Below are 24750 nucleotides of genomic sequence, written 5' to 3' on the forward strand. Positions count from 1 at the left end.
CATGTTCCGCCGTACGTTCTGGTTCACCACAGGTGTGGCCACCGGTGTGTGGGCCACCACCAAGGTCAACCGCAAGCTGAAGCAACTGACCCCCGAGCACCTGGCCGTCACCGCGGCCAACAAGGCGATCGAGGCAGGCCACCGTCTCAAGGACCGTGCGGTCGCGTTCGCGCTCGACGTCCGCGAGAACATGGCCCACCGCGAGGCCGAACTGGACGACGCGCTCGGGCTGAACGCCCCCGTCGACCGCGAACTGCCCGCGGTGCGGCACTACACCGCCGTCCAGAACCGCAGCAACCCCAAGTCCGTCGGCAGCGACAGGACGACGTACTCGTACAACCGGAATGAGGACCACTGATGGAGTCGGCCGAGATCCGCCGCCGCTGGCTGAGCTTCTTCGAGGAGCGCGGTCACACCGTCGTCCCTTCGGCGTCGCTCATCGCGGACGACCCGACTCTGCTGCTCGTCCCGGCCGGCATGGTGCCCTTCAAGCCCTACTTCCTGGGTGAGGTCAAGCCGCCGTTCGACCGTGCCACCAGTGTGCAGAAGTGCGTACGCACCCCCGACATCGAAGAGGTCGGCAAGACCACGCGGCACGGCACGTTCTTCCAGATGTGCGGCAACTTCTCCTTCGGCGACTACTTCAAGGAAGGCGCCATCAAGCTCGCCTGGGAGCTGCTCACCAGCCCCCAGGACAAGGGCGGTTACGGCCTCGACCCCGAGCGGCTGTGGATCACCGTCTACAAGGACGACGACGAGGCCGAGCGCATCTGGCACGACGTCGTCGGCGTGCCGTCGGAGCGCATCCAGCGCCTCGGCATGAAGGACAACTACTGGTCCATGGGCGTCCCCGGCCCCTGCGGCCCCTGCTCCGAGATCAACTACGACCGCGGCCCCGAGTTCGGCGCCGAGGGCGGCCCCGCCGTCAACGACGAGCGGTACGTGGAGATCTGGAACCTCGTCTTCATGCAGTACGAGCGCGGCGCGGGCATCGGCAAGGACAACTTCGAGATCCTCGGGGACCTGCCGAGCCAGAACATCGACACCGGCCTCGGCCTCGAACGGCTCGCCATGATTCTGCAGGGCGTGCAGAACATGTACGAGATCGACACCTCCATGGCCGTCATCGACAGGGCCACCGAGCTGACCGGCGTCCGCTACGGCGACGCCCACGACTCGGACGTCTCCCTGCGCGTCGTCAGCGACCACATGCGCACCGCCACGATGCTCATCGGCGACGGCGTCACCCCCGGCAACGAGGGCCGCGGCTACGTGCTGCGCCGCATCATGCGCCGCGCCATCCGCAACATGCGCCTGCTCGGCGCCACCGGTCCGGTCGTCAAGGACCTCATCGACGTCGTGATCGGCATGATGGGCCGGCAGTACCCGGAGCTCATCACCGACCGCGAGCGCATCGAGAAGGTCGCCCTCGCCGAGGAGAACGCCTTCCTCAAGACGCTGAAGGCCGGCACCAACATCCTCGACACCGCCGTCACCGAGACCAAGGCCTCCGGCGGCACGGTCCTGGCCGGCGACAAGGCCTTCCTCCTGCACGACACGTGGGGCTTCCCGATCGACCTCACCCTGGAAATGGCCGCCGAACAGGGCCTGAAGGTCGACGAGGACGGCTTCCGCCGCCTGATGAAGGAGCAGCGGGAGCGCGCCAAGGCCGACGCCCAGGCCAAGAAGACCGGCCACGCCGGCGCCGGCGCCTACCGGGAGATCGCCGACCGGGCCGGAGCCACCGAGTTCGTCGGCTACGCGGACACCGAGAGCGAGTCCACCGTCGTCGGCATCCTGGTCGACGGCGCCTCCTCCCCGGCCGCCACCGAGGGCGACGAGGTCGAGATCGTCCTCGACCGCACCCCCTTCTACGCCGAGGGCGGCGGCCAGATCGGCGACACCGGCCGCCTCAAGGTCGACACCGGCGCCGTCATCGAGATCCGCGACTGCCAGAAGCCGGTCCCGGGCGTCTACGTCCACAAGGGCGTCGTCCAGGTCGGCGAGGTGACGGTGGGCGCCAAGGCCCAGGCCGTCATCGACGTGCGCCGCCGCAAGGCCATCGCCCGCGCCCACTCGGCCACCCACCTCACCCACCAGGCCCTGCGCGACGCGCTCGGCCCGACGGCCGCCCAGGCCGGTTCCGAGAACCAGCCCGGCCGCTTCCGCTTCGACTTCGGCTCCCCGTCCGCCGTCCCGACGGCCGTGATGACCGACGTCGAGCAGAAGATCAACGAGGTGCTCGCCCGCGATCTCGACGTGCGTGCCGACGTCATGGGCATCGACGAGGCCAAGAAGCAGGGCGCCATCGCCGAGTTCGGCGAGAAGTACGGCGAGCGCGTCCGCGTCGTGACCATCGGTGACTTCTCCAAGGAGCTGTGCGGCGGCACACACGTGCACAACACCGCCCAGCTGGGCCTGGTGAAGCTGCTCGGAGAGTCGTCGATCGGCTCGGGTGTGCGCCGTATCGAGGCCCTCGTCGGTGTCGACGCCTACAACTTCCTGGCCCGCGAGCACACGGTCGTCGCCCAGCTCCAGGAGCTGATCAAGGGCCGGCCCGAGGAGCTCCCGGAGAAGGTCTCCACCATGCTCGGCAAGCTGAAGGACGCCGAGAAGGAGATCGAGAAGTTCCGCGCCGAGAAGGTCCTCCAGGCCGCCGCCGGTCTCGCCGAGTCCGCCAAGGACGTCCGCGGCGTGGCCCTGGTGACCGGGCAGGTCCCGGACGGCACCACCGCCGACGACCTGCGCAGGCTGGTTCTCGACGTGCGCGGCCGCATCCAGGGCGGCAGGGCCGCCGTAGTGGCCCTGTTCACGACGGTCAACGGCAAGCCGCTCACGGTCATCGCCACCAACGAGGCCGCCCGCGAGCGCGGTCTCAAGGCCGGTGACCTGGTCCGCGCCGCCGCCAAGACCCTCGGCGGCGGCGGTGGCGGCAAGCCGGACGTCGCCCAGGGCGGTGGCCAGGACCCGGCCGCCGTCGGCGAGGCCGCCGACGCCGTCGAGCGGCTCGTGGCGGACACCGCCACGTGACCGGTACGGAGAACGAGCAGGCGGACGGCCCGGTGATGCGCCGCGGCCGCCGCCTGGCGATCGACGTCGGGGACGCCCGTATCGGGGTCGCTTCGTGCGACCCCGACGGGATCCTCGCCACCCCCGTCGAGACGGTGCCCGGCCGGGACGTCCCGGCCGCGCACCGCCGTCTGCGGCAACTGATCGAGGAGTACGAGCCGATCGAGGTCGTCGTCGGTCTCCCTCGCTCCCTCAAGGGGGGCGAGGGCCCGGCCGCCGTCAAGGTCCGCGGCTTCGCCCAGGATCTCGCACGCATGATCACGCCCGTTCCGGTGAGGCTCGTGGACGAGCGTATGACGACGGTCACGGCCGGCCAGGGCCTGCGCGCCTCCGGCGTACGGTCCAGGAAGGGCCGCTCGGTGATCGACCAGGCAGCCGCGGTCGTCATCCTGCAGCAGGCGCTGGAATCCGAACGGCTGTCGGGCAGAGCCCCCGGCGAAGGCGTCGAAGTGGTCACCTGATCGCGATACGGTAACGTTCCGCGCGATGCGGCGGTGTTCGAACAGCCACCGCACAGAAAGAGGCGGGACGGGAGCCGACGCTGCACACCGTGCAACCGCCGCCTCGCGGCTCTAGGGGATCGATGACTGAGTATGGCCGGGGCCCAGGTCCCGAACCGTGGCATCCGGACGACCCGTTGTTCGGGGACGGCGGATGGACAGGCCAGCAGGCCCAGATGGGTCAGCAGTCCCCCTACGGCGACCAGCCCCAGCACTACCCGCAGCAGCACCAGCCGCAGTACGACGAGTGGGGCCGGCCGTACTACCCGCAGCAGCAGTACGACCAGCAGTACCCGGGTGGCTCCCAGCAGCCCCCGCAGTACGACGGCTCTCAGCAGCCCCCGCAGTACGACGGTGACGGCTGGGGGACCGGCACGCACCAGCAGGTGCCCGACCCCGGCCACGCCGACCCCTACGGACAGCAGACCGCCGCGTACGGCGGCGGAGACCAGTCCGACTACTACGGTGGCCCCGGCCCGGAGGCCTACCCGCCGCCCGAGCCGCCGAGCCGCGGGCAGACCGAGCCCGAACCCCCGCAGACCGACTGGGACCCCGGCCCCGACCAGGGCGAACACGCCTTCTTCGCGGACGGCGGCGATGACGACGACGGTGACGGAGACGACGGCGGCGGCAGGGGCCGGCCGGGTCGTGGCCGGGGCCGCGGCGGCAAACCCAAGAAGCGCCGCAACGGCTGCGCCTGCCTGGTGGTCGTCGCGGTACTCGGCGGGGGAATTGCCGGAGTTGGCTACTTCGGCTACGAGTTCTACCAGAATCGTTTCGGAGACGCCCCCGACTACGCCGGTGACGGCACCGGCCAGAGCGTGACCGTGCAGATCCCCAAGGGTGCCAGCGGCGCCGACATCGGCCGGCGGCTGAAGGAGGCCGGCGTCGTCAAGAGCGTGGACGCCTTCGTGGCCGCCCAGGCGGACAACCCCGACGGCGAGACCCTCCAGGCCGGCGCCTACCTGCTGAAGAAGCAGATGTCCGCCGCGAGCGCCGTCGAGCTGATGCTCGACCCCAAGAGCCAGAACAACATCATGGTCACGCCGGGCCAGCGCAACGTCCAGGTCTACAAGGCGATCGACGCCAAGCTCGGGCTGTCCGACGGCAGCACCGAGAAACTCGCCGGCGCCAAGTACAAGAGCCTCGGCCTGCCCGAGTGGGCGAACAACAGCGACGACATAAAGGACCCGCTGGAGGGCTTCCTCCGGCCGGGCACCTATCCGGCGGCCAAGGGCATGAAGCCCGAGACGATCCTCAAGGACATGGTCGCGCAGGCAAACAAGCAGTACGACTCCTACGACCTGGCAGCCAAGGCCCGGGGGCTCAAGCTGGAGAACCCGCTGGAGCTCGTCACCGTCGCGAGCCTCGTCCAGGCCGAGGGCAAGACGCACGACGACTTCCGCAAGATGGCCGAAGTGGTCTACAACCGCCTCAAGCCCACCAACACCGAGACCAACCAACTGCTGCAGTTCGACTCGACCTTCAATTACCTGAGGGGCGAGAGCAACATCCACATCAGCGAGTCCGAGATCAACAGCAATCAGGACCCGTACAACACGTACACCCGCCGGGGCCTGCCGCCCGGACCCATCGGCAACCCCGGCGAGGACGCGCTGAAGGCGGCGCTGAACCCGACCGGGGACGGCTGGATCTACTTCGTGGCGACGGACGGCGTGCACAACACCGAATTCGCCAAGACGTACGCCGAATTCGAGAGGCTCAAGGACAAGTTCAATGAGAGTTCGGGCAACTGAAGCCCGCCGGGCCGCCGTACTCGGTTCCCCCATCGCCCACTCCCTCTCCCCGGTGCTGCACCGCGCCGCGTACGAGGAGATGGGGCTGACCGGCTGGTCGTACGACCGCTTCGAGGTGGACGAAGAGGCACTGCCCGGCTTCCTGGCCGAGCTCGGGCCCGAGTGGGCCGGGCTGTCGCTGACCATGCCGCTCAAGCGGGCCGTGATGCCGCTGCTGGACGGCGTCAGCGAGACGGCGGCGTCGGTCGAGGCGGTCAACACGGTCGTGTTCACCGACGACGGCCGACGGCTCGGCGACAACACCGACATCCCCGGCATGATCGCGGCGCTGCGCGAGCGCGGCATCGAACAGGTCGACTCCGCCGCGATCCTCGGCGCCGGCGCCACCGCGTCCTCCGCGCTGGCCGCGCTCTCCCGGATCTGCACCGGCGAGGTCGTCGCCTACGTACGCAGCGAGGCACGCGCCGCCGAGATGCGGCAGTGGGGCGAACGCCTCGGCGTCGCGGTCCGTACGGCCGACTGGGTGGACGCCGACCGTGCCCTGCGCGCGCCGCTGGTCGTCGCGACCACCCCGGCCGGTACGACCGACGCGCTGTCCCACGCCGTGCCCGAGCGCCCGGCGACCCTCTTCGACGTGCTGTACGAGCCGTGGCCCACCGCGCTCGCGGCGCGCTGGTCGGCGCACGGCGGCGCCGTGGTCGGCGGACTCGACCTGCTGGTGCACCAGGCGGTGCTCCAGGTCGAGCAGATGACGGGCCGGGCCCCGGCGCCCGTGGAGGCCATGCGAAAAGCGGGCGAGCACGCTCTCGCCGACCGCTAAGATCCTCTCCGTTCCGCAGGGGGCGGAACGGGAGGGGAAGAGTCGCCCATGTCCGAAACCGTGACCCTGGCGGGCTGGAAGACGCAGATCTTCGAGCTCGTGCTCGGGTTCCTGCCCGACTGGCTCCAGTACACGATATTCGGTCTGATCGCGCTGCTGTTCCTCGTGTACTGGGGAATCTGCATCCAGGAGAAGATCGCCCGCCGCCGTGCCGAGCGCAGCGGCAGGCCGGTCCCCGCCCCCGTCCAGCCGGGGCAGCAGGGGAGCGGCGCCGACTACCTCGGCCCGTACGCCCCTCAGCGGCAGGCCCAGCAGCAGCCGCGGCCGGGACAGCAGGGGAGCGGTGCGGACCACCTGGGCGCGTACGCGCAGCAGCCCGCCCACCCGGGTGACGGTCCGCGCGGCTGAGTGCGGTGAGGTGGCGGGTGTGCACGACGCCCGTGCACACCGGCCGTATCCCCGGCACGGACCGTTGCCGTCCGGGCGGCACCCGGGGATCATCGCCCGATGACTCCACATTCCCGGCGGAGATTCCTCACCTACCTGGTGGCCGCGCCCACCCTGGCCGTGGCCACCGAGACCGCCGTGGGCGGCGCGCATCCCGCCGCGGCGGTCGTGCCGACCCCGCCGCAGCCCGCAGACCTGCTCGACATCGGCGACCTGCTGATCCTGGCCGGCGCACCCACCGCGCACATGCTGGTACTCACCGTCGACGGGCAGGGAACCGCCGAGCTGCGACTGCCCCGCATGGAGTGCGGTCAGGGCCTCACCACCGCGGTGGCGATGCTCGTCGCCGAGGAACTCGACACGCCTCTCGACACGGTCCGCGTCACCCTGGACGACGCCCGCCCCGAGCTGCTGTTCAACCAGATGACCGGCGCCTCCAACGCGATCCGCTCGCTGTACGACCCGGTCCGGCAGACCGCCGCCACCGCACGGGCCCGGCTGGTCGCCGCCGCGGCCCGCCGCTGGGACACCGACGCCGGTGCCCTCACCGTCCGCGACGGTGTCGTACGGGCGCTCGACGGACGCCACGCCGGCTACGGTGAGCTCGCCGCGGACGCCGCCTCCCGCGACCTGGCCACCGCGCCCGGTACGCCGAAGCCGGAGTCCGAGCAGACCCTCGTCGGCACCCCCACCAACCGCATCGACGCCCGCGCCATGGTCACCGGCAGGCTGCGGTACGCCGTCGACCTCGACGTGCCCGGCGCCAAACCCTGCGTGCTGCGCCGCCCGCCCACCCTGAACGGCACCGTCGAGTCCGTACGCAACGAGGCCGCCGTCCGCGCCATGTCCGGCGTCCTCGACGTGGTGACCGTCGACACCGGGGTCGCCGTCGTGGCCGAGACGTTCGGGCAGGCCATCGCCGCCAAGGACGCCCTCGACGTCGCCTGGGGACCCGGCACCGTCGACAACCTGTCCGACGACGACATCCGTGCCGGGCTCAGAGCCGCCGTGCCCGCGCTGCCCCTGCCGGACCTGCTCGTCGGCAAGGTCGACGCCGAGTTCGACTTCGCCTTCGTCAGCCACGCCCCGCTGGAACCCAACTCCGCCGTCGCCGACGTACGGGAGGACCGCGCCGAGATCTGGTCCGGCCTGAAGACCCCCATAGCCGCCCGGCGGGCGATAGCCGAGGCCGTCGGACTGCCGCTCGGCAGAGTCACCGTCCACGTCACCCAGTCCGGCGGCTCCTTCGGCAGACGCCTCTTCTACGACGGCGCCGTCGAGGCCGCCAAGGTGTCGAAGAAGTCCGGCCGCCCGGTACGCCTGATGTGGACCCGCACCGACGACATGCGCCACGGCCGGATGCGGCCCGCCACGCACCACCGCATCCGTGCCACCCACCTGCTCGGCGAGGTCCTCTCCTTCACCCACCGGGCGGCGGCCGTGCAGACCGATTTCGGGCACGGCATGGGCGACGTCCTCACCTCCTTCGCCTCCGAACTGCCCGACGGCCTGGTCAACCGGACGGTCGCGCAGTCCGAGTTCCTGCTCACGGTGAAGTCCCCGTACCACTTCGGCGTCACCTCGCACGCCCTCACCGAGATCCCGCTGCGGATGCCCACCGGCTCCTGGCGCTCGGTGTACTCCGCGACCAGCCGCGGCGCCGAGGAGATCGTCGTGGACGAACTCGCGCGCGAGCTCGGCTCCGACCCGGTCGCCTTCCGCCGCCGGCACCTGCGCGACGACCGGCAGCGCGCCGTCCTCGACAAGGCCGCCCACGAGGGGCGATGGGGGCGCGACCTGCCCGCCGGGCACGCGCAGGGCGTCGGCTTCCACGACGAGTACAAGTCCTGCACCGCCTGCCTGGTCGAGATCGACGCCACGGACCCCGAGGACCCGCGCGTCGTCCGGGCCGTCATCGCCGTCGACGTCGGACGGGCGATCAACCCGCGCGGCCTGGAGGCCCAGATGCTCGGCGGCCTCACCGACGCCATCGCCACCACCCTGCGCGCCGGCCTGCACATCGAACGGGGCCTGCCGCTGGAGGGCAGCTACTCGCAGTTCCACTACGCGCGGCAGAAGGACAGTCCGCTCGACGCCCGCGTCTTCGTGATGCCCGGCACCGGCGAGCCCGGCGGCGCCGGAGAACTCGGCGTGCCCGCCGCGGTCGGCGCCATCGCCAACGCGTACGCGAAGGCCACCGGGACCCGGCCGCGCCGCTTCCCGCTGAACTTCGACGTCGACTTCGAACCCTTCCCGCGCTGAGGAGCCGCATCGTCATGCCGTCCCACACCTTCACCGTGAACGGGGAGACCGTCACCGTCGACGCCCCCGACGACCTGCCCCTGTTGTGGGTGCTGCGCGACCTGCTCGGCATCCGCGGCCCCAAGTACGGCTGCGGCATCAACGTCTGCAAGGCCTGCACCAGCCACCTCGACGGCGAGGCCGTCAACCCGTGCGTCGTCCCGGTGGCGCAGGCCGCGGGCCGCGAGGTCACCACGATCGAGGGCCTCGCCGACGGCGACACCCTGCACCCGGTCCAGGAGGCCTGGCTGGCGGCCGACGTGGCGCAGTGCGGCTACTGCCAGCCCGGGCAGATCATGGCCGCCGTCGCCCTGCTCAGGCGCACCCGCAACCCCACCGACGCCGACATCGACGAGATCGCGAACGTGTGCCGCTGCGGGACGTACGTGCGCATCCGTGAGGCGATCAAGGCCGCGGCGGCCCGCATGGACGGGCCCACGGACTGACCCCGCTTCCGTCCCGGCCCGCCCCCGGCCCGCGTCCCTGCCGGTCCTCCGGGCCGTCCGCCAGATGGACCGGCGGCCGTCGGCCGCCGCGGGTCGTGGGAGGATCGGAGGTGGCGGGCCGGGACCGCGCACCCGGTCGAGCCGTCGCCGTGCGCGAGGACACGCGCACGTACGGGCAGTACTACCGGGGCGCGAGGACTGAGGAGCACCGTTGAGCAGGTTGCGCTGGCTGACCGCGGGGGAGTCCCACGGTCCCGCACTCGTGGCGACGCTGGAGGGCCTTCCCGCCGGCGTGCCGATCACCACGGACATGGTGGCGGACCACTTGGCGAGGCGGCGGCTGGGCTATGGCCGCGGTGCCCGGATGAAGTTCGAGCGCGACGAGGTCACCTTCCTCGGCGGTGTCCGGCACGGCCTGACCCTCGGTTCCCCGGTCGCGGTCATGGTGGGCAACACCGAGTGGCCGAAGTGGGAGCAGGTCATGGCGGCCGACCCCGTCGACCCCGAGATCCTGGCGGGCCTGGCGCGCAACGCGCCGCTGACCCGCCCGCGCCCCGGCCACGCCGACCTCGCCGGCATGCAGAAGTACGGCTTCGACGAGGCCCGCCCCGTGCTGGAGCGCGCCTCCGCGCGGGAGACCGCGGCCCGGGTGGCGCTGGGCGCGGTGGCCCGGTCGTACCTGAAGGAGACGGCCGGCATCGAGATCGTCTCCCACGTCGTGGAGCTGGCCGCGGCCAGGGCGCCGTACGGGGTGTACCCGACGCCGGCGGACGTGGCGAAGCTGGACGAGGACCCGGTGCGCTGCCTGGACGCGGACGCCTCGAAGGCGATGGTCGCGGAGATCGACCAGGCCCACAAGGACGGCGACACCCTCGGCGGAGTCGTCGAGGTCCTCGCCTACGACGTACCGGTGGGCCTCGGGTCGCACGTGCACTGGGACCGCCGGCTGGACGCCCGTCTCGCCGCCGCGCTGATGGGCATCCAGGCCATCAAGGGTGTCGAGGTCGGCGACGGCTTCGACCTGGCGCGTGTGCCCGGCTCGCAGGCGCACGACGAGATCGTCAGTACCGACGAGGGCATCAGGCGGACCACCGGCCGTTCCGGCGGCACCGAGGGCGGCCTGACCACGGGCGGGCTGCTGCGTGTGCGCGCCGCGATGAAGCCGATCGCGACCGTGCCGCGGGCGCTGCAGACGGTGGACGTCGTCACCGGCGAGGCCGCCCAGGCCCACCACCAGCGCTCCGACGTGTGTGCCGTCCCGGCGGCCGGCATCGTCGCCGAGGCGATGGTCGCGCTCGTCCTCGCCGACGCGGTGGCGGAGAAGTTCGGTGGCGACTCGGTGGGGGAGACCCGCCGCAACGTCACGTCGTACCTCGACAACCTGACCGTCCGATGACGGCGGCCCCGCTGATCGTGGTGGTCGGCCCCATGGGTGTGGGCAAGTCGACCGTCGGGCACCTCCTCGCGGAGCGGCTCGGTGTCGGCTACCGCGACACCGACGACGACATCGTGTCCGAGCAGGGCCGCGCCATCTCGGACATCTTCTTCGAGGAGGGCGAAGCGGCCTTCCGCGCGATCGAGAAGCAGGCCGTACGCCGGGCGCTCGCCGAGCACGACGGCATCCTCGCCCTGGGCGGCGGCGCGATCCTCGACGCCGACACGCGCGCGGCGCTCGCCGGACAGCGCGTCGTCTACCTCTCCATGGACGTCGAGGAGGCGGTCAAGCGCACCGGCCTGAACGCCGCGCGGCCCCTGCTCGCCGTCAACCCGCGCAAACAGTGGCGCGAACTCATGGAAGCCCGCCGCCATCTGTACGAGGAGGTCGCCACGGCCGTGGTGACGACCGACGGACGGACGCCCGAAAAGGTCACCGAAGCGGCCCTGGACGCACTGGAGTTGAAGGAAGCATGAGCGAGGCAGTCACCCGGATCCAGGTGGGCGGCACGGCGGGCACCGACCCGTACGAGGTCCTGGTGGGCCGTCAGCTGCTGGGCGAACTGGCCGGGCTGATCGGCCCGAGGGCGAGGAAGGTCGCCGTCCTGCACCCGGAGGCCCTCGCCGAGACCGGGGACGCGCTGCGCGCCGACCTGGCCGGGCAGGGCTACGACGCCATCGCCGTCCAGGTGCCGAACGCGGAGGAGGCCAAGACCGCCGAGGTCGCGGCGTACTGCTGGAAGGCCCTCGGCCAGTCCGGCTTCACCCGCACCGACGTCGTCGTCGGCGTCGGCGGCGGAGCCACCACCGACCTGGCCGGATTCGTCGCCGCGACCTGGCTGCGCGGCGTGCGCTGGATCGCGGTCCCGACGACCGTCCTGGCCATGGTGGACGCGGCCGTCGGCGGCAAGACCGGCATCAACACCGCCGAGGGCAAGAACCTGGTCGGCGCCTTCCACCCGCCCGCCGGTGTCCTCTGCGACCTGGCCGCGCTGGACTCCCTCGCGGTCAACGACTACGTTTCCGGCCTCGCCGAGGTCATCAAGGCCGGCTTCATCGCCGACCCGGTGATCCTGGACCTCATCGAGTCGGACCCGCAAGCCGCCCGCACTCCGGCCGGTCCGCACACCGCCGAGCTGATCGAGCGCTCGATCCGGGTCAAGGCCGAGGTCGTCTCCTCCGACCTGAAGGAGTCGGGTCTGAGGGAGATCCTCAACTACGGCCACACCCTCGGCCACGCCATCGAGAAGAACGAGCGCTACAAGTGGCGGCACGGCGCCGCCGTCTCCGTCGGCATGCACTTCGCCGCCGAACTGGGCCGTCTCGCCGGCCGCCTGGACGACGCGACCGCCGACCGCCACCGCGCGATCCTCGAATCCGTCGGACTTCCCCTCCACTACCGCTACGACCAGTGGCCGAAGCTCGTGGAGAACATGAAGATCGACAAGAAGTCCCGCGGCGACCTGCTGCGCTTCATCGTCCTGGACGGCCTGGCCAAGCCCACCGTGATGGAGGGCCCGGACCCGGCCGTCCTCCTCGCCGCCTACGGCGAAGTGGGCGAGTAGCCCCAACAGAAGGCGCCGTCCGCCCGATTCTCTTCCCGCACCGGGCACTTGGCACCGCCCCCGGCCGTTCACCAAACGACGGCAGGGGGCGGTACCGTTCGGTAACGCGCGGGTTTCCCCCCGCCGTCAGCATCGACATCGCCTGTACGAGACGGAGTGGCACCGGATGCAGCACGCAGTGGGTTCTCCGCTGCCGCCGCCCCACCAGCCGGGGCACGGACCGGCCGCCGGCTGGGCGCCGGCCGCCCACCACCCTGGCGCGCAGCACCAGGGTCCCGCCCCCGCACCTCCGCCACCGGGCTTCACCCCGCCCGCGGCACCCGCGCAGCACCCGCCGATGCCCCCCGCTCCGGACACCACGGGCCACGTCCCGCTGCCGCCGGGCGCCCCGGTCGCCGTGCCCGTCCCCTCTCCGGCCACGGCCCCGGACCCCACGACCACCACCCTCGCGGTGCTGCTCATAGGGCCGGCGGGCGCCGGAAAGACCAGCGTCGCCAAGCACTGGGCGGACCACCGACGCGTTCCCACCGCCCACATCAGCCTCGACGACGTACGCGAATGGGTCCGCTCCGGCTTCGCCGACCCCCAGTCCGGCTGGAACGACCACTCCGAGGCGCAGTACCGCCTGGCCCGCCGCACCTGCGGCTTCGCCGCCCGCAACTTCCTCGCCAACGGCATCTCCTGCATCCTCGACGACGCCGTCTTCCCCGACCGTCCGGTCGTCGGCCTCGGCGGCTGGAAGCGCCACGTGGGCCCCGGCCTCCTCCCCGTCGTCCTCCTGCCCGGCCTCGACATCGTCCTGGAACGCAACGCGGAACGCTCGGGCAACCGCCGCCTCACCGACGAGGAGGTCGCCCGCATCCACGGCCGCATGGCCGGCTGGTACGGCTCGGGCCTCCCGATCATCGACAACTCCCAGCTGGACATCCCGGAAACGGCGAGAGTCCTGGACGACATCCTGACGAGAGCGATAGCCAGCCCGCCCACCTGGTGAACGCGGACGCGACCGCCTCCGGCGAGCCGAGGACCAGGGGTGGGTCACGCGGCCCGGCGTCGCGTGCCGCCACCTGCGCCCACCGTGCCGCACCCTTCGGGCGGCACGACTGCCCGCCCCTGAGCGGCCGGGACGCCCCCGCACTGCCCATGCCCGCCCGTGCACGGGCCGTGGGCGCACCCGCACCGCGGCTGCTCGCCCGCCCCCACTTGGCTCGCCCAACCGGCACCATTCCCCCGCCCCTCGTACGCTCGGCTCATGCCAGAGGTGTACGCGGACCGCCGAACCCGCCTACGGGAACGCTGCAACGCGGGCGGCAGCGCGGCGGCGCTCGTCTCCCGCCCCGCCAACGTGCGCTACCTCGCGGGCCCCGCCCCCCGGGGCGCTGTCCTGCTCCTGGGCGCCACCGACGACCTCCTGCTCTGCCCCGACTCCCCGGACGACCACCCGACCCGGGCCACCACCCCGTACCACCCCGAATCCGGCACCCTCGGCATCCCTGGAGCCGACGCCCGCCCCCACCCAGACGACACCCTCGACATCCGCACCGTCCCCGCTCCCGGCCCCCACCCCGCCGCGGCCGCCGCCCGGGCTGCCGTCGACCAGGGCGCCGACTCCCTCGCCGTGGAGGAGAACCACGTCACCGTCGCCCGCCACCGCGAGATCCACGCGGCCGCCCCCCGCCTGTGCCTGGGGGACCTGGCCGGCGCGGTCGAGCAGCTCAGGGTCGTCAAGGACGAGGAGGAGATCTCCTGCCTGCGCATCGCCGCCGAGATCACGGACCAGGCGCTCGGTGAGCTCCTCGAATCGATCCTCGTGGGCCGCACCGAACGCCATCTCGCCCTCGAGCTGGAACGCCGCCTCGTGGATCACGGCGGTGACGGCCCCGCCTTCCCCACCGCCGTCGCCACCGGCCCGAACGCCGGCCGCCGCGGCCACCGTCCCACGGACCGACGCGTGGAGGAGGGCGACTTCCTCTCCGTGTGCCTGGGCGCCTCCTACCGCGGCTACCGCTGCGAGATCGGCCGCACGTTCGTCATCGGCACCAGCCCCGCCGACTGGCAGATCGAGCTGTACGACCTGGTCTTCGCGGCGCAGCGGGCCGGCCGCGAGAGTCTCGTACCGGGTGCCGCCTACCGCGACGTGGACCGCGCGACACGCCACGTCCTGGACTCGGCCGGCTACGCCCAGGCACTTCCGGCGCTCACCGGACACGGCGTCGGGCTCGAAATCGACGAGGACCCTCAGTTGGCCCCCGCGGCCATGGGTAAACTGGACGCTTGCGTGCCGGTCACCGTCGAGCCGGGGGTCCACCTCCCGGGCAGGGGCGGCGTCCGGATCGATGACACGCTCGTCGTGCGCCCAGAGGCGGACGGCGGACCCGAGCTACTCACCATTACGACCAAGGAGCTGCTCGCGCTGTAGCGGCACAGCCGCGGCGCCTGCCCCGGGGTCGTCCACGTCAGTCCAGGAGATTCCGCAACCGTGGCTTCCACGAACGACCTCAAGAACGGCATGGTGCTCAAGCTCGAAGGCGGCCAGCTCTGGTCCGTCGTCGAGTTCCAGCACGTCAAGCCCGGCAAGGGCCCGGCCTTCGTGCGCACCAAGCTCAAGAACGTGCTTTCCGGCAAGGTCGTCGACAAGACCTTCAACGCCGGCGTCAAGGTCGAAACGGCCACCGTCGACAAGCGCGACATGCAGTTCTCCTACATGGACGGCGACTACTTCGTCTTCATGGACATGGAGACGTACGACCAGCTGCTGGTGGACCGGAAGGCCGTCGGCGACGCCGCGAACTTCCTCGTGGAGGGCTTCACCGCCACCGTCGCGCAGCACGAGGGCGAGGTGCTCTTCGTGGAGCTCCCGGCCGCCGTGGAGCTGACGATCCAGGAGACCGAGCCGGGCGTGCAGGGCGACCGCTCCACGGGCGGCACCAAGCCCGCCGTTCTGGAGACCGGCCACCAGATCAACGTGCCGCTCTTCATCACCACCGGTGAGAAGATCAAGGTCGACACCCGCACGAGCGACTACCTCGGCCGGGTGAACAGCTAACCGTGGCTGCCCGCAACACGGCCCGCAAGCGTGCCTTCCAGATCCTCTTCGAGGGCGACCAGCGCGGCGCCGACGTCCTGACGGTCCTCGCGGACTGGATCCGGCACTCCCGGGCCGACACCCGGCAGCCGCCGGTGAGCGAGTACACGATGCAGCTGATCGAGGGCTACGCGGAGCACGCGAGGCGCATCGACGAGCTGATCTCGCAGTACTCCGTCGGCTGGACGCTCGACCGCATGCCGGTGGTGGACCGCAGCATCCTGCGGCTCGGCGCCTACGAGCTGATCTGGGCCGACGAGACCCCGGACGCCGTCGTTCTCGACGAGATGGTGCAGCTGGCGAAGGAGTTCTCCACGGACGACTCGCCCTCGTTCGTCAATGGTCTGCTCGGCCGGCTGAAGGAACTGAAGCCGTCCCTGCGCCGCGACGAGGCGTAACAGGCAGCGAGAGACGCCGGAGGGCCCGCAGCGATCCTGCTGCGGGCCCTCCGGCCTTCGTCCCCGGCCGCACGATGCGTCGTACGGCTCAGGGAGGCACGTTTCTGCTGGGCCTCGTCCTGGTGGCCCCCGGAGGGAACCAGGGGGCGGTCAGCCTTCCTCGTGGGCCACCGCGCGACGCGCGTCGGCGTCCAGTACACCCCAGCCGATCAGCTGCTCGGTGAGGACCGACGGCGACTGGTCGTAGATGACGGCGAGGGTGCGCAGGTCGTCCTGGCGGATCGACAGCACCTTGCCGTTGTAGTCACCGCGCTGCGACTGGATCGTCGCCGCGTACCGCTGCAGCGGGCCCGCCTTCTCGGCCGGCACCGTGGCCAGCCGCTCCAGGTCCAGGACCAGCTTGGGCGGCGGCTCGGCCGCACCGCCGGGCGTCGTGCCCGGGAGCAGTTCCTGCACGGGCACACCGTAGAAGTCGGCGAGCTCGGCGAGTCGCTGCACGGTGACGGCGCGGTCGCCGCGCTCGTAAGAACCGACCACGACCGCCTTCCAGCGTCCCTGGGACTTCTCCTCGACACCGTGGAGGGAAAGGCCCTGCTGGGTGCGGATGGCCCGGAGCTTGGCCCCGAGCTGTTTGGCGTATTCGCTGGACATATAGCTCCCCGGCACTGTGTCGACGCGGCCTGACTCTGATCCGTGCCGCGCGGTGGTAACTCACTGTGAGGTTACGCAGCGTTACTCTGCTCCGTCAAGCCGAGCGGTCCGCCCCGGCGCTTCCGCGCGGGCGGCGGGCGATTGCGCCGAACGGGTGAAGGGCGAGTGGCCGGAAGGGCCGCCCGGGGCGTGCCGGGAGCGCCTGCTACGGTGGGAAACGCAATGTCGACGTCCTTTAAGGTCCGTCCCGTGAGGCGGAGAAGGAGGTCCGTTTCGTATGGACAAGCAGGACACGCAGCACACGCAGTCCGATGCGCGGCCCGTTCTCGAGGGCCCCGACATCGCGCGGGTACTGACCCGCATCGCCCACGAGATCGTCGAGCGCGCCAAGGGCGCCGACGACGTGGTGCTCCTCGGCATTCCGACCCGGGGCGTCTTCCTCGCCCAGCGGCTCGCCGCCAAGCTCGAGCAGATCACCGAACGCAAGGTGCCGGTCGGCTCGCTCGACATCACCATGTACCGCGACGACCTGCGCATGCACCCGCCGCGTGCGCTGGCCCGCACCGAGATCCCCGGTGACGGCATCGACGGCCGCCTCGTCGTCCTCGTGGACGACGTGCTCTTCTCCGGCCGCACCATCCGCGCCGCACTCGACGCGCTGAACGACATCGGGCGCCCGCGCGCGGTGCAGCTCGCGGTCCTCGTCGACCGGGGCCACCGCGAACTGCCCATCCGCGCCGACTACGTGGGCAAGAACCTCCCCACGTCGCTGCGGGAGACGGTCAAGGTCCTGCTCGCCGAGGAGGACGGTCGCGACACCGTGCTGCTCGGCGCCAAGCCGGACGCCCCGGGCGCGCAGCAGTAGGACACCGGCGTACGCATCGGCGTACGCCCGCCCAGGCACGCCCCCGCCTGCCCGAATTCTGCGAATTCTCCCCTATGAACTGCCTTACGGAGCCTGACAGATGCAGCGTCATCTCATCTCGGCCGCCGACCTCTCCCGCGACGACGCCGTCCTGATCCTCGACACCGCCGAGGAGATGGCCCGGGTCGCCGACCGGCCTATCAAGAAGCTGCCGACCCTGCGCGGCCGCACCGTCGTGAACCTCTTCTTCGAGGACTCCACGCGCACCCGGATCTCCTTCGAGGCCGCCGAGAAGCGGCTGTCCGCGGACGTCATCAACTTCACCGCCAAGGGCTCGTCGGTGTCCAAGGGCGAGTCCCTGAAGGACACCGCCCAGACCCTGGAGGCCATGGGCGTCGACGCGGTCGTCATCCGGCACGGCGCCTCCGGCGCCCCCTACCGGCTGGCCAACTCCGGCTGGGTCGACGCCGCCGTGATCAACGCCGGCGACGGCACCCACCAGCACCCCACCCAGGCCCTGCTGGACGCGTTCACCATGCGCCGTCGGCTCGTCGGCCGCGACGCCGGGCTCCGCCAGGACCTGTCCGGCCGGCGCATCACGATCGTCGGCGACATCCTGCACAGCCGCGTCGCCCGCTCCAACGTCGACCTGCTGCACACGCTCGGCGCCGAGGTCACCCTGGTCGCCCCGCCCACCCTGGTGCCCGTTGGCGTCGAGACCTGGCCCTGCGAGGTGTCGTACGACCTGGACTCCACGCTGACCAAGTCCGACGCGGTGATGATGCTGCGCGTACAGCGCGAGCGGATGAACGCCGCGTTCTTCCCGACCGAGCGCGAGTACTCGCGTCGCTACGGCCTCGACGGCGACCGCATGGCGAAGATGCCGGAGCACGCGATCGTCATGCACCCCGGTCCGATGGTCCGCGGCATGGAGATCACCGCCGAGGTCGCCGACTCCGACCGCTGCACCGTCGTGGAGCAGGTCGCCAACGGGGTCTCCGTCCGGATGGCGGTCCTGTACCTGCTGCTGGGCGGCAACGAGCCCGCCGTCACCCAAACCCGTACCGAGGAGAAGTAGGAACCATGAGCAAGACCCTGATCCGAGGTGCGAAGGTGCTCGGCGGCGAACCGCAGGACATCCTGATCGACGGCGAGACCGTCGCGGCCGTGGGCGCCGGACTGCAGGCCGAGGGCGCCGAGGTCGTCGAGGCCGGCGGCAAGGTGCTGCTGCCCGGCCTGGTCGACCTGCACACCCACCTGCGCGAGCCCGGCCGGGAGGACTCCGAGACCGTCCTGACCGGCACCCGCTCCGCCGCCTCCGGCGGCTACACCGCCGTGTTCGCCATGGCCAACACCTTCCCCGTCGCCGACACCGCGGGCGTGGTCGAGCAGGTCTGGCGGCTCGGCAAGGAGCACGGCTACTGCGACGTACGGCCCGTCGGCGCCGTCACCGTCGGCCTGGAGGGCAGGAAGCTCGCCGAGCTGGGCGCCATGCACGAGTCGGCCGCCGGCGTGACCGTCTTCTCCGACGACGGCAAGTGCGTCCACGACGCGGTGATCATGCGCCGCGCACTGGAGTACGTGAAGGCCTTCGGCGGCGTCGTCGCCCAGCACGCGCAGGAGCCCCGGCTGACCGAGGGCGCCGAGATGAACGAGGGTGTGGTCTCCGCCGAGCTGGGCCTCGGGGGCTGGCCCGCGGTCGCCGAGGAGGCGATCATCGCCCGGGACGTGCTGCTCGCCGAGCACGTCGGATCCCGCGTCCACATCTGCCACCTGTCGACGGCCGGTTCCGTCGAGATCGTCCGCTGGGCCAAGTCCCGCGGCATCGACGTCACCGCCGAGGTCACCCCGCACCACCTGCTCCTCACCGACGAACTGGTCCGGACGTACAACCCGGTCTACAAGGTGAACCCGCCGCTGCGCACCGAGCGTGACGTCAGGGCGCTGCGCGAGGCGCTCGCCGACGGCACGATCGACATCGTCGCCACCGACCACGCCCCCCACCCGCACGAGGACAAGGACTGCGAGTGGGCCGCCGCCGCCATGGGCATGGTGGGCCTGGAGACCGCGCTGTCGGTGGTCCAGGAGACGATGGTGGAGACCGGCCTGCTGGACTGGGCGCAGGTCGCCGACCGCATGTCGTTCACGCCCGCGCGGATCGGCCGGGCCGAGGGCCACGGCCGGCCCGTCTCGGCAGGCGAGCCCGCCAACCTCACGCTGGTGGACACGGCATACCGTGGGCCGGTGGACCCCGCGGGTTTCGCCTCGCGCAGCCGCAACACCCCGTACGAGGGCCGCGAGCTGCCGGGCCGTGTGACGCACACCTGGCTGCGGGGCAAGGCCACACTCGTCGACGGGAAGCTCACGTGACAACTCTGATCCTGCTGGCCGCCGAGAAGAAATCGGCGGAAGTGACCGACTGGGCCGCTCGTATCGGCTGGGTGGCCGGCCTCGCCCTCTTCGTCGCGCTCGTCTACTGGCTGATGCGCGAGGGCTGGAAGTGGCGCGGCACCCTGCAGAGCGACCTGCCGGACCTGCCCGACGCGCCGGACAGCCCCGGCCCGGCGAAACTGACTCTCAGCGGCCGCTATCACGGCTCCACCACCGCCGGGCAGTGGCTCGACCGCATCGTCGCGCACGGCCTGGGCACCCGCAGCCGGGCCGAGCTCACCCTGACGGAGGAGGGACTGGACGTCGTCCGCCCCGGCGCCACCGACTTCTTCGTCCCCCGCCAGGCGCTGCGCGGGGCCCGGCTCGACAAGGGCATCGCCGGCAAGGTCCTCACCGAGGGCGGGCTGCTCGTCGTCACCTGGGCGCACGGCGGCAAGCTGCTCGACTCCGGGTTCCGCTCGGACCGCGCGGCGGAGCACCGGGAGTGGGTCGACGCCGTCAACTCCATGATCGAAACCAACAGCACGGAAGGCGCCGAACGATGACGACCTCCACCAGGGGAAAGAACAGGGTCCCCGCCGTACTCGTCCTGGAGGACGGCCGGATCTTCCGCGGCCGCGCCTACGGGGCCGTGGGGGAGACGTTCGGCGAGGCCGTGTTCTCCACCGGCATGACCGGCTACCAGGAGACCCTCACCGACCCGTCGTACCACCGTCAGGTCGTCGTGATGACGGCCCCGCACGTCGGCAACACCGGCGTCAACGACGAGGACATGGAGTCGAAGAAGATCTGGGTCTCCGGCTACGTCGTCCGCGACCCCGCGCGCGTGCCGTCCAACTGGCGCTCCCGCCGTTCCCTGGACGAGGAACTGGCCGCGCAGGGCGTCGTCGGCATCAGCGGCATCGACACCCGCGCCCTGACCCGGCACCTGCGCGAGCGCGGCGCCATGCGCGTCGGCATCTTCTCCGGCCACGCGCTGCCCGACGACGGCACGATGCTCGCCGAGGTCCGCCAGACGCCCGAGATGACGGGCGCGGACCTCTCCGCCGAGGTCGCCACCACCGAGCCGTACGTGGTGCCCGCCATCGGGGAGAAGAGGTTCACCGTCGCCGCCGTCGACCTCGGCATCAAGGGCATGACCCCGCACCGCATGGCCGAGCGCGGCATAGAGGTGCACGTGCTGCCCGCGACGGCCACCGTCGAGGACGTCTACGCCGTGAACCCCGACGGCGTGTTCTTCTCCAACGGCCCCGGCGACCCGGCCACCGCCGACCACCCCGTCTCCGTCATGCGAGGCGTCCTGGAGCGCGGCACACCCCTGTTCGGCATCTGCTTCGGCAACCAGATCCTGGGCCGCGCCCTCGGCTTCGGCACGTTCAAACTGAAGTACGGCCACCGCGGCATCAACCAGCCGGTGCAGGACCGTACGACCGGCAAGGTCGAGGTCACCGCCCACAACCACGGCTTCGCCGTCGACGCCCCCCTCGACACGGTGTCCGACACCCCCTTCGGCCGCGCCGAGGTCTCCCACGTCTGCCTCAACGACGACGTGGTCGAGGGGCTGCGGCTCCTCGACCGGCCGGCCTTCAGCGTCCAGTACCACCCCGAGGCGGCGGCCGGTCCGCATGACGCGGCATACCTGTTCGACCGCTTCGTCTCCCTGATGGAGGGCCAGCGTGCCTAAGCGCACCGATATCCAGTCCGTCCTGGTCATCGGCTCCGGCCCGATCGTCATCGGTCAGGCCGCCGAGTTCGACTACTCCGGCACCCAGGCGTGCCGGGTCCTCAAGGCCGAGGGCCTGCGCGTCGTCCTGGTGAACTCCAACCCGGCGACGATCATGACCGACCCGGAGATCGCCGACGCCACGTACGTCGAGCCGATCACCCCGGACTTCGTCGAGAAGATCATCGCCAAGGAGCGGCCGGACGCCCTGCTGCCCACCCTGGGCGGCCAGACGGCCCTCAACACCGCGATCTCGCTGCACGAGAACGGCGTCCTCGACAAATACGGCGTCGAGCTGATCGGCGCCAACGTGACGGCGATCCACAAGGGCGAGGACCGCGACCTGTTCAAGGAGGTCGTGGAGGCCGTCCGCGCCAAGATCGGGCACGGCGAGTCCGCCCGGTCCTACATCTGCCACTCCATGGACGACGTCCTCAAGGGCGTCGCGGAGCTCGGCGGCTACCCGGTCGTCGTCCGCCCCTCCTTCACCATGGGCGGCGCCGGCTCCGGCTTCGCCCACGACGAGGACGAGCTGCGCCGCATCGCCGGCCAGGGCCTCACCCTCTCCCCGACCACCGAGGTGCTCCTGGAGGAGTCCATCCTCGGCTGGAAGGAGTACGAGCTGGAGCTGATGCGCGACAAGCACGACAACGTCGTGGTCGTCTGCTCCATCGAGAACTTCGACCCGATGGGCGTGCACACCGGCGACTCCATCACCGTCGCCCCGGCGATGACGCTCACCGACCGCGAGTACCAGGTGCTGCGCGACGTCGGGATCGCGATCATCCGCGAGGTCGGTGTCGACACGGGCGGCTGCAACATCCAGTTCGCGGTGAACCCCGAGGACGGGCGCGTCATCGTCATCGAGATGAACCCCCGCGTGTCGCGTTCCTCGGCACTCGCCTCCAAGGCGACCGGCTTCCCCATCGCCAAGATCGCCGCCAAGCTCGCCGTCGGCTACACCCTCGACGAGATCCCGAACGACATCACGCGTGAGACCCCGGCCTCCTTCGAGCCGACGCTCGACTACGTGGTCGTGAAGGCGCCCCGCTTCGCCTTCGAGAAGTTCCCGCAGGCCGACTCCACGCTCACCACCACCATGAAGTCGGTCGGCGAGGCCATGGCCATCGGCCGCAACTTCACCGAGGCCTTCCAGAAGGCGCTGCGCTCGCTGGAGAAGAAGGGCAGCCAGTTCACGTTCACCGGCGACCCCGGCGACAAGGCCGAGCTGCTGCGCGAGGCCGTACGCCCCACCGACGGCCGCATCAACACCGTCATGCGGGCCATCCGCGCGGGGGCCACTGCCGAGGAGGTCTTCGACCACACGAAGATCGACCCCTGGTTCGTCGACCAGCTCTTCCTCATCAAGGAGACCGCCGACGAGCTCGCCGAGGCGCCCGAGCTGACCCGCGAACTGCTCGCCGAGGCCAAGCGGCACGGCTTCTCCGACCAGCAGGTCGGCGAGATCCGCGGCCTGCGCGAGGACGTCGTCCGCGAGGTACGGCACGCGCTCGGCATCCGCCCGGTCTACAAGACGGTCGACACCTGCGCCGCCGAGTTCGCCGCGCGGACGCCGTACTTCTACTCCTCCTACGACGAGGAGACCGAGGTCGCGCCCCGGACCAGGCCCGCGGTGATCATCCTGGGCTCCGGCCCGAACCGCATCGGCCAGGGCATCGAGTTCGACTACTCCTGCGTCCACGCGTCCTTCGCGCTCGGCGACGCCGGGTACGAGACCGTGATGGTCAACTGCAACCCCGAGACCGTCTCCACGGACTACGACACCTCCGACCGCCTGTACTTCGAGCCGCTCACGCTGGAAGACGTGCTGGAGATCGTCCACGCCGAGCGGCAGGCCGGGCCGGTCGCGGGCGTCATCGTGCAGCTCGGCGGGCAGACCCCGCTCGGCCTCTCCCAGGCCCTCAAGGACAACGGCGTACCGATCGTCGGCACCTCCCCGGAGGCCATCCACGCCGCCGAGGACCGCGGCGCCTTCGGCCAGGTCCTCAAGGAGGCCGGCCTGCCCGCCCCCAAGCACGGCACCGCCACCACCTTCGCCGAGGCCAAGGCCATCGCCGACGAGATCGGCTACCCCGTCCTCGTCCGCCCGTCCTACGTCCTCGGCGGGCGCGGCATGGAGATCGTCTACGAAGAGACCCGGCTGGAGTCCTACATCGCCGAGTCCACCGAGATCAGCCCCTCCCGGCCGGTCCTGGTGGACCGCTTCCTCGACGACGCCATCGAGATCGACGTCGACGCCCTCTACGACGGCGAGGAGCTCTACCTCGGCGGCGTCATGGAGCACATCGAGGAGGCCGGCATCCACTCCGGGGACTCGGCGTGCGCCCTGCCCCCGATCACCCTCGGCGGCTTCGACGTCAAGCGGCTGCGCGCCTCCACCGAGGCCATCGCGCGCGGTGTCGGCGTACGCGGTCTGATCAACATCCAGTTCGCGCTGGCCGGCGACATCCTCTACGTCCTGGAGGCCAACCCGCGCGCCTCCCGGACCGTCCCCTTCACCTCGAAGGCGACCGCGGTGCCGCTGGCGAAGGCCGCCGCCCGTATCTCGCTCGGCGCGACCGTCGCCGAGCTGCGCGCCGAGGGCCTGCTGCCGGCGACCGGTGACGGCGGCGAGCTGCCGCTGGACGCGCCGATCTCCGTCAAGGAGGCCGTCATGCCGTGGTCGCGCTTCCGCGACATCCACGGCCGCGGCGTCGACACCGTCCTCGGTCCGGAGATGCGCTCCACCGGCGAGGTCATGGGCATCGACTCCGTCTTCGGCACGGCGTACGCCAAGTCGCAGGCGGGTGCCTACGGCCCGCTGCCCACCACGGGCCGCGCCTTCATCTCGGTCGCCAACCGCGACAAGCGCTCGATGATCTTCCCGGCGCGCGAGCTGGTCGCCCACGGCTTCGAGCTGATGGCCACCTCCGGCACCGCCGAGGTCCTCAAGCGCAACGGCATACACGCCACCATCGTGCGCAAGCAGTCCGAGGGCCCCGGCCCGAACGGCGAGCGGACCGTCGTCCAGCTCATCCACGACGGCGAGGTCGACCTGATCGTCAACACCCCGTACGGCACCGGGGGCCGCCTCGACGGCTACGACATCCGTACGGCGGCCGTGGCGCGCTCCGTGCCCTGCCTGACGACGGTCCAGGCGCTCGCCGCCGCGGTCCAGGGCATCGACGCGCTCAACCACGGCGACGTGGGCGTGCGATCACTCCAGGAACACGCGGAGTTCCTGACCGCGGCCCGCGACTAGCAGCCGACCCGGAGGGGGACACCGAGAACGGTGTCC

Annotated in this window: 22 protein-coding genes; 21 read left to right on the forward strand and 1 reads right to left on the reverse strand. The window is 71.4% G+C overall.

Translation table 11 applies throughout. The features are described 5' to 3' along the window. The first annotated feature begins 1 nt into the window (after position 1). The 15 genes from ABZ354_RS09765 to nusB all read left to right on the forward strand — a co-directional run bounded on the left by ABZ354_RS09765 (position 2) and on the right by nusB (position 15822). On the forward strand, positions 2–358 hold the full coding sequence (locus ABZ354_RS09765; protein WP_358654786.1) for a hypothetical protein: 357 nt from the start codon (positions 2–4) through the stop codon (positions 356–358). After that, positions 358–3030 carry an alanine--tRNA ligase gene (gene alaS, locus ABZ354_RS09770; RefSeq protein WP_358654788.1) on the forward strand — a complete coding sequence of 891 codons (2673 nt, stop codon included), beginning with the start codon at positions 358–360 and terminating at the stop codon, positions 3028–3030. The genes ABZ354_RS09765 and alaS overlap by 1 nt, the downstream gene beginning before the upstream one ends. A gap of 35 nt (positions 3031–3065) precedes the next feature. After that, positions 3066–3530, forward strand: a complete 465-nt coding sequence (gene ruvX, locus ABZ354_RS09775; protein ID WP_358654989.1) for a Holliday junction resolvase RuvX — start codon at positions 3066–3068, stop codon at positions 3528–3530. A gap of 122 nt (positions 3531–3652) precedes the next feature. Beyond that, positions 3653–5326: an endolytic transglycosylase MltG gene (gene mltG / locus ABZ354_RS09780; RefSeq protein WP_358654789.1), complete on the forward strand. Its 1674-nt coding sequence runs from the start codon at positions 3653–3655 to the stop codon at positions 5324–5326. Next, the gene (locus ABZ354_RS09785; protein WP_358654791.1) at positions 5307–6146 is read left to right on the forward strand and encodes a shikimate dehydrogenase; all 840 of its coding nucleotides are present in this window, start codon (positions 5307–5309) and stop codon (positions 6144–6146) included. Before mltG ends, ABZ354_RS09785 begins: the two co-directional genes overlap by 20 nt. Positions 6147–6194: 48 nt before the next feature. Continuing rightward, positions 6195–6554, forward strand: coding sequence for a hypothetical protein (locus ABZ354_RS09790; protein ID WP_358654793.1), 360 nt, complete (start codon positions 6195–6197; stop codon positions 6552–6554). Positions 6555–6653: 99 nt separating this feature from the next. Continuing rightward, entirely contained in the window at positions 6654–8855 is a 2202-nt protein-coding gene (locus ABZ354_RS09795) for a molybdopterin cofactor-binding domain-containing protein (protein WP_358654795.1), read from the forward strand. A 14-nt stretch (positions 8856–8869) separates the two neighbouring features. Next, positions 8870–9340, forward strand: coding sequence for a (2Fe-2S)-binding protein (locus tag ABZ354_RS09800; protein WP_358654797.1), 471 nt, complete (start codon positions 8870–8872; stop codon positions 9338–9340). Positions 9341–9551: 211 nt separating this feature from the next. Then, positions 9552–10736 carry a chorismate synthase gene (gene aroC / locus ABZ354_RS09805; RefSeq protein WP_358654799.1) on the forward strand — a complete coding sequence of 395 codons (1185 nt, stop codon included), beginning with the start codon at positions 9552–9554 and terminating at the stop codon, positions 10734–10736. Continuing rightward, on the forward strand, positions 10733–11251 hold the full coding sequence (locus tag ABZ354_RS09810; RefSeq protein ID WP_358654801.1) for a shikimate kinase: 519 nt from the start codon (positions 10733–10735) through the stop codon (positions 11249–11251). Before aroC ends, ABZ354_RS09810 begins: the two co-directional genes overlap by 4 nt. After that, on the forward strand, positions 11248–12339 hold the full coding sequence (gene aroB, locus ABZ354_RS09815; protein ID WP_358654802.1) for a 3-dehydroquinate synthase: 1092 nt from the start codon (positions 11248–11250) through the stop codon (positions 12337–12339). Before ABZ354_RS09810 ends, aroB begins: the two co-directional genes overlap by 4 nt. Positions 12340–12505: 166 nt before the next feature. After that, positions 12506–13333 carry a Pro-rich N-terminal domain-containing protein gene (locus ABZ354_RS09820; RefSeq protein WP_358654804.1) on the forward strand — a complete coding sequence of 276 codons (828 nt, stop codon included), beginning with the start codon at positions 12506–12508 and terminating at the stop codon, positions 13331–13333. A gap of 258 nt (positions 13334–13591) precedes the next feature. Then, positions 13592–14758 (forward strand): aminopeptidase P family protein, encoded by a 1167-nt coding sequence (locus ABZ354_RS09825; RefSeq protein ID WP_358654806.1) that lies wholly within the window; start codon positions 13592–13594, stop codon positions 14756–14758. A 60-nt stretch (positions 14759–14818) separates the two neighbouring features. Next, complete coding sequence (gene efp / locus ABZ354_RS09830; protein WP_358654808.1) at positions 14819–15385, forward strand: elongation factor P; 567 nt, start codon at positions 14819–14821, stop codon at positions 15383–15385. Positions 15386–15387: 2 nt separating this feature from the next. Next, the gene (gene nusB / locus ABZ354_RS09835) at positions 15388–15822 is read left to right on the forward strand and encodes a transcription antitermination factor NusB (RefSeq protein ID WP_358654810.1); all 435 of its coding nucleotides are present in this window, start codon (positions 15388–15390) and stop codon (positions 15820–15822) included. Between the two features lie 150 nt (positions 15823–15972). Here nusB and bldD read toward each other — a convergent pair whose 3' ends face one another. Then, complete coding sequence (gene bldD / locus ABZ354_RS09840) at positions 15973–16473, reverse strand: transcriptional regulator BldD (protein ID WP_358654812.1); 501 nt, start codon at positions 16471–16473, stop codon at positions 15973–15975. Positions 16474–16750: 277 nt separating this feature from the next. Between bldD and pyrR the strand changes: the two genes are divergently transcribed. The 6 genes from pyrR to carB all read left to right on the forward strand — a co-directional run bounded on the left by pyrR (position 16751) and on the right by carB (position 24714). Continuing rightward, on the forward strand, positions 16751–17338 hold the full coding sequence (gene pyrR, locus ABZ354_RS09845) for a bifunctional pyr operon transcriptional regulator/uracil phosphoribosyltransferase PyrR (protein ID WP_358654814.1): 588 nt from the start codon (positions 16751–16753) through the stop codon (positions 17336–17338). A 100-nt stretch (positions 17339–17438) separates the two neighbouring features. Continuing rightward, positions 17439–18416 (forward strand): aspartate carbamoyltransferase catalytic subunit, encoded by a 978-nt coding sequence (locus tag ABZ354_RS09850; RefSeq protein WP_358654816.1) that lies wholly within the window; start codon positions 17439–17441, stop codon positions 18414–18416. Between the two features lie 5 nt (positions 18417–18421). Further along, the gene (locus ABZ354_RS09855; protein WP_358654818.1) at positions 18422–19708 is read left to right on the forward strand and encodes a dihydroorotase; all 1287 of its coding nucleotides are present in this window, start codon (positions 18422–18424) and stop codon (positions 19706–19708) included. Then, entirely contained in the window at positions 19705–20274 is a 570-nt protein-coding gene (locus ABZ354_RS09860; protein ID WP_358654820.1) for a hypothetical protein, read from the forward strand. Before ABZ354_RS09855 ends, ABZ354_RS09860 begins: the two co-directional genes overlap by 4 nt. Continuing rightward, entirely contained in the window at positions 20271–21413 is a 1143-nt protein-coding gene (gene carA, locus ABZ354_RS09865) for a glutamine-hydrolyzing carbamoyl-phosphate synthase small subunit (protein WP_358654822.1), read from the forward strand. Before ABZ354_RS09860 ends, carA begins: the two co-directional genes overlap by 4 nt. Further along, positions 21406–24714, forward strand: coding sequence for a carbamoyl-phosphate synthase large subunit (gene carB / locus ABZ354_RS09870; RefSeq protein WP_358654824.1), 3309 nt, complete (start codon positions 21406–21408; stop codon positions 24712–24714). The genes carA and carB overlap by 8 nt, the downstream gene beginning before the upstream one ends. Positions 24715–24750: the final 36 nt, after the last annotated feature.

The sequence above is a fragment of the Streptomyces sp. NPDC005925 genome, from assembly GCF_040638805.1.
In the GTDB taxonomy this organism is placed as follows: Bacteria; Actinomycetota; Actinomycetes; order Streptomycetales; family Streptomycetaceae; genus Streptomyces.

What these genes read in the sequence shown, in the direction of transcription:
- ruvX (WP_358654989.1), top strand. Translation starts at nt 3,066, where the DNA reads ATGCGCCGCGGCCGCCGCCTGGCGATCGACGTCGGGGACGCCCGTATC.
- pyrR (WP_358654814.1), top strand. Translation starts at nt 16,751, where the DNA reads ATGGACAAGCAGGACACGCAGCACACGCAGTCCGATGCGCGGCCCGTT.
- ABZ354_RS09825 (WP_358654806.1), top strand. Translation starts at nt 13,592, where the DNA reads ATGCCAGAGGTGTACGCGGACCGCCGAACCCGCCTACGGGAACGCTGC.
- mltG (WP_358654789.1), top strand. Translation starts at nt 3,653, where the DNA reads ATGACTGAGTATGGCCGGGGCCCAGGTCCCGAACCGTGGCATCCGGAC.
- ABZ354_RS09810 (WP_358654801.1), top strand. Translation starts at nt 10,733, where the DNA reads ATGACGGCGGCCCCGCTGATCGTGGTGGTCGGCCCCATGGGTGTGGGC.
- ABZ354_RS09765 (WP_358654786.1), top strand. Translation starts at nt 2, where the DNA reads ATGTTCCGCCGTACGTTCTGGTTCACCACAGGTGTGGCCACCGGTGTG.
- ABZ354_RS09820 (WP_358654804.1), top strand. Translation starts at nt 12,506, where the DNA reads ATGCAGCACGCAGTGGGTTCTCCGCTGCCGCCGCCCCACCAGCCGGGG.
- ABZ354_RS09850 (WP_358654816.1), top strand. Translation starts at nt 17,439, where the DNA reads ATGCAGCGTCATCTCATCTCGGCCGCCGACCTCTCCCGCGACGACGCC.
- ABZ354_RS09800 (WP_358654797.1), top strand. Translation starts at nt 8,870, where the DNA reads ATGCCGTCCCACACCTTCACCGTGAACGGGGAGACCGTCACCGTCGAC.
- ABZ354_RS09790 (WP_358654793.1), top strand. Translation starts at nt 6,195, where the DNA reads ATGTCCGAAACCGTGACCCTGGCGGGCTGGAAGACGCAGATCTTCGAG.
- bldD (WP_358654812.1), bottom strand. Translation starts at nt 16,473, where the DNA reads ATGTCCAGCGAATACGCCAAACAGCTCGGGGCCAAGCTCCGGGCCATC.
- alaS (WP_358654788.1), top strand. Translation starts at nt 358, where the DNA reads ATGGAGTCGGCCGAGATCCGCCGCCGCTGGCTGAGCTTCTTCGAGGAG.
- ABZ354_RS09785 (WP_358654791.1), top strand. Translation starts at nt 5,307, where the DNA reads ATGAGAGTTCGGGCAACTGAAGCCCGCCGGGCCGCCGTACTCGGTTCC.
- ABZ354_RS09795 (WP_358654795.1), top strand. Translation starts at nt 6,654, where the DNA reads ATGACTCCACATTCCCGGCGGAGATTCCTCACCTACCTGGTGGCCGCG.
- aroB (WP_358654802.1), top strand. Translation starts at nt 11,248, where the DNA reads ATGAGCGAGGCAGTCACCCGGATCCAGGTGGGCGGCACGGCGGGCACC.
- ABZ354_RS09855 (WP_358654818.1), top strand. Translation starts at nt 18,422, where the DNA reads ATGAGCAAGACCCTGATCCGAGGTGCGAAGGTGCTCGGCGGCGAACCG.
- carA (WP_358654822.1), top strand. Translation starts at nt 20,271, where the DNA reads ATGACGACCTCCACCAGGGGAAAGAACAGGGTCCCCGCCGTACTCGTC.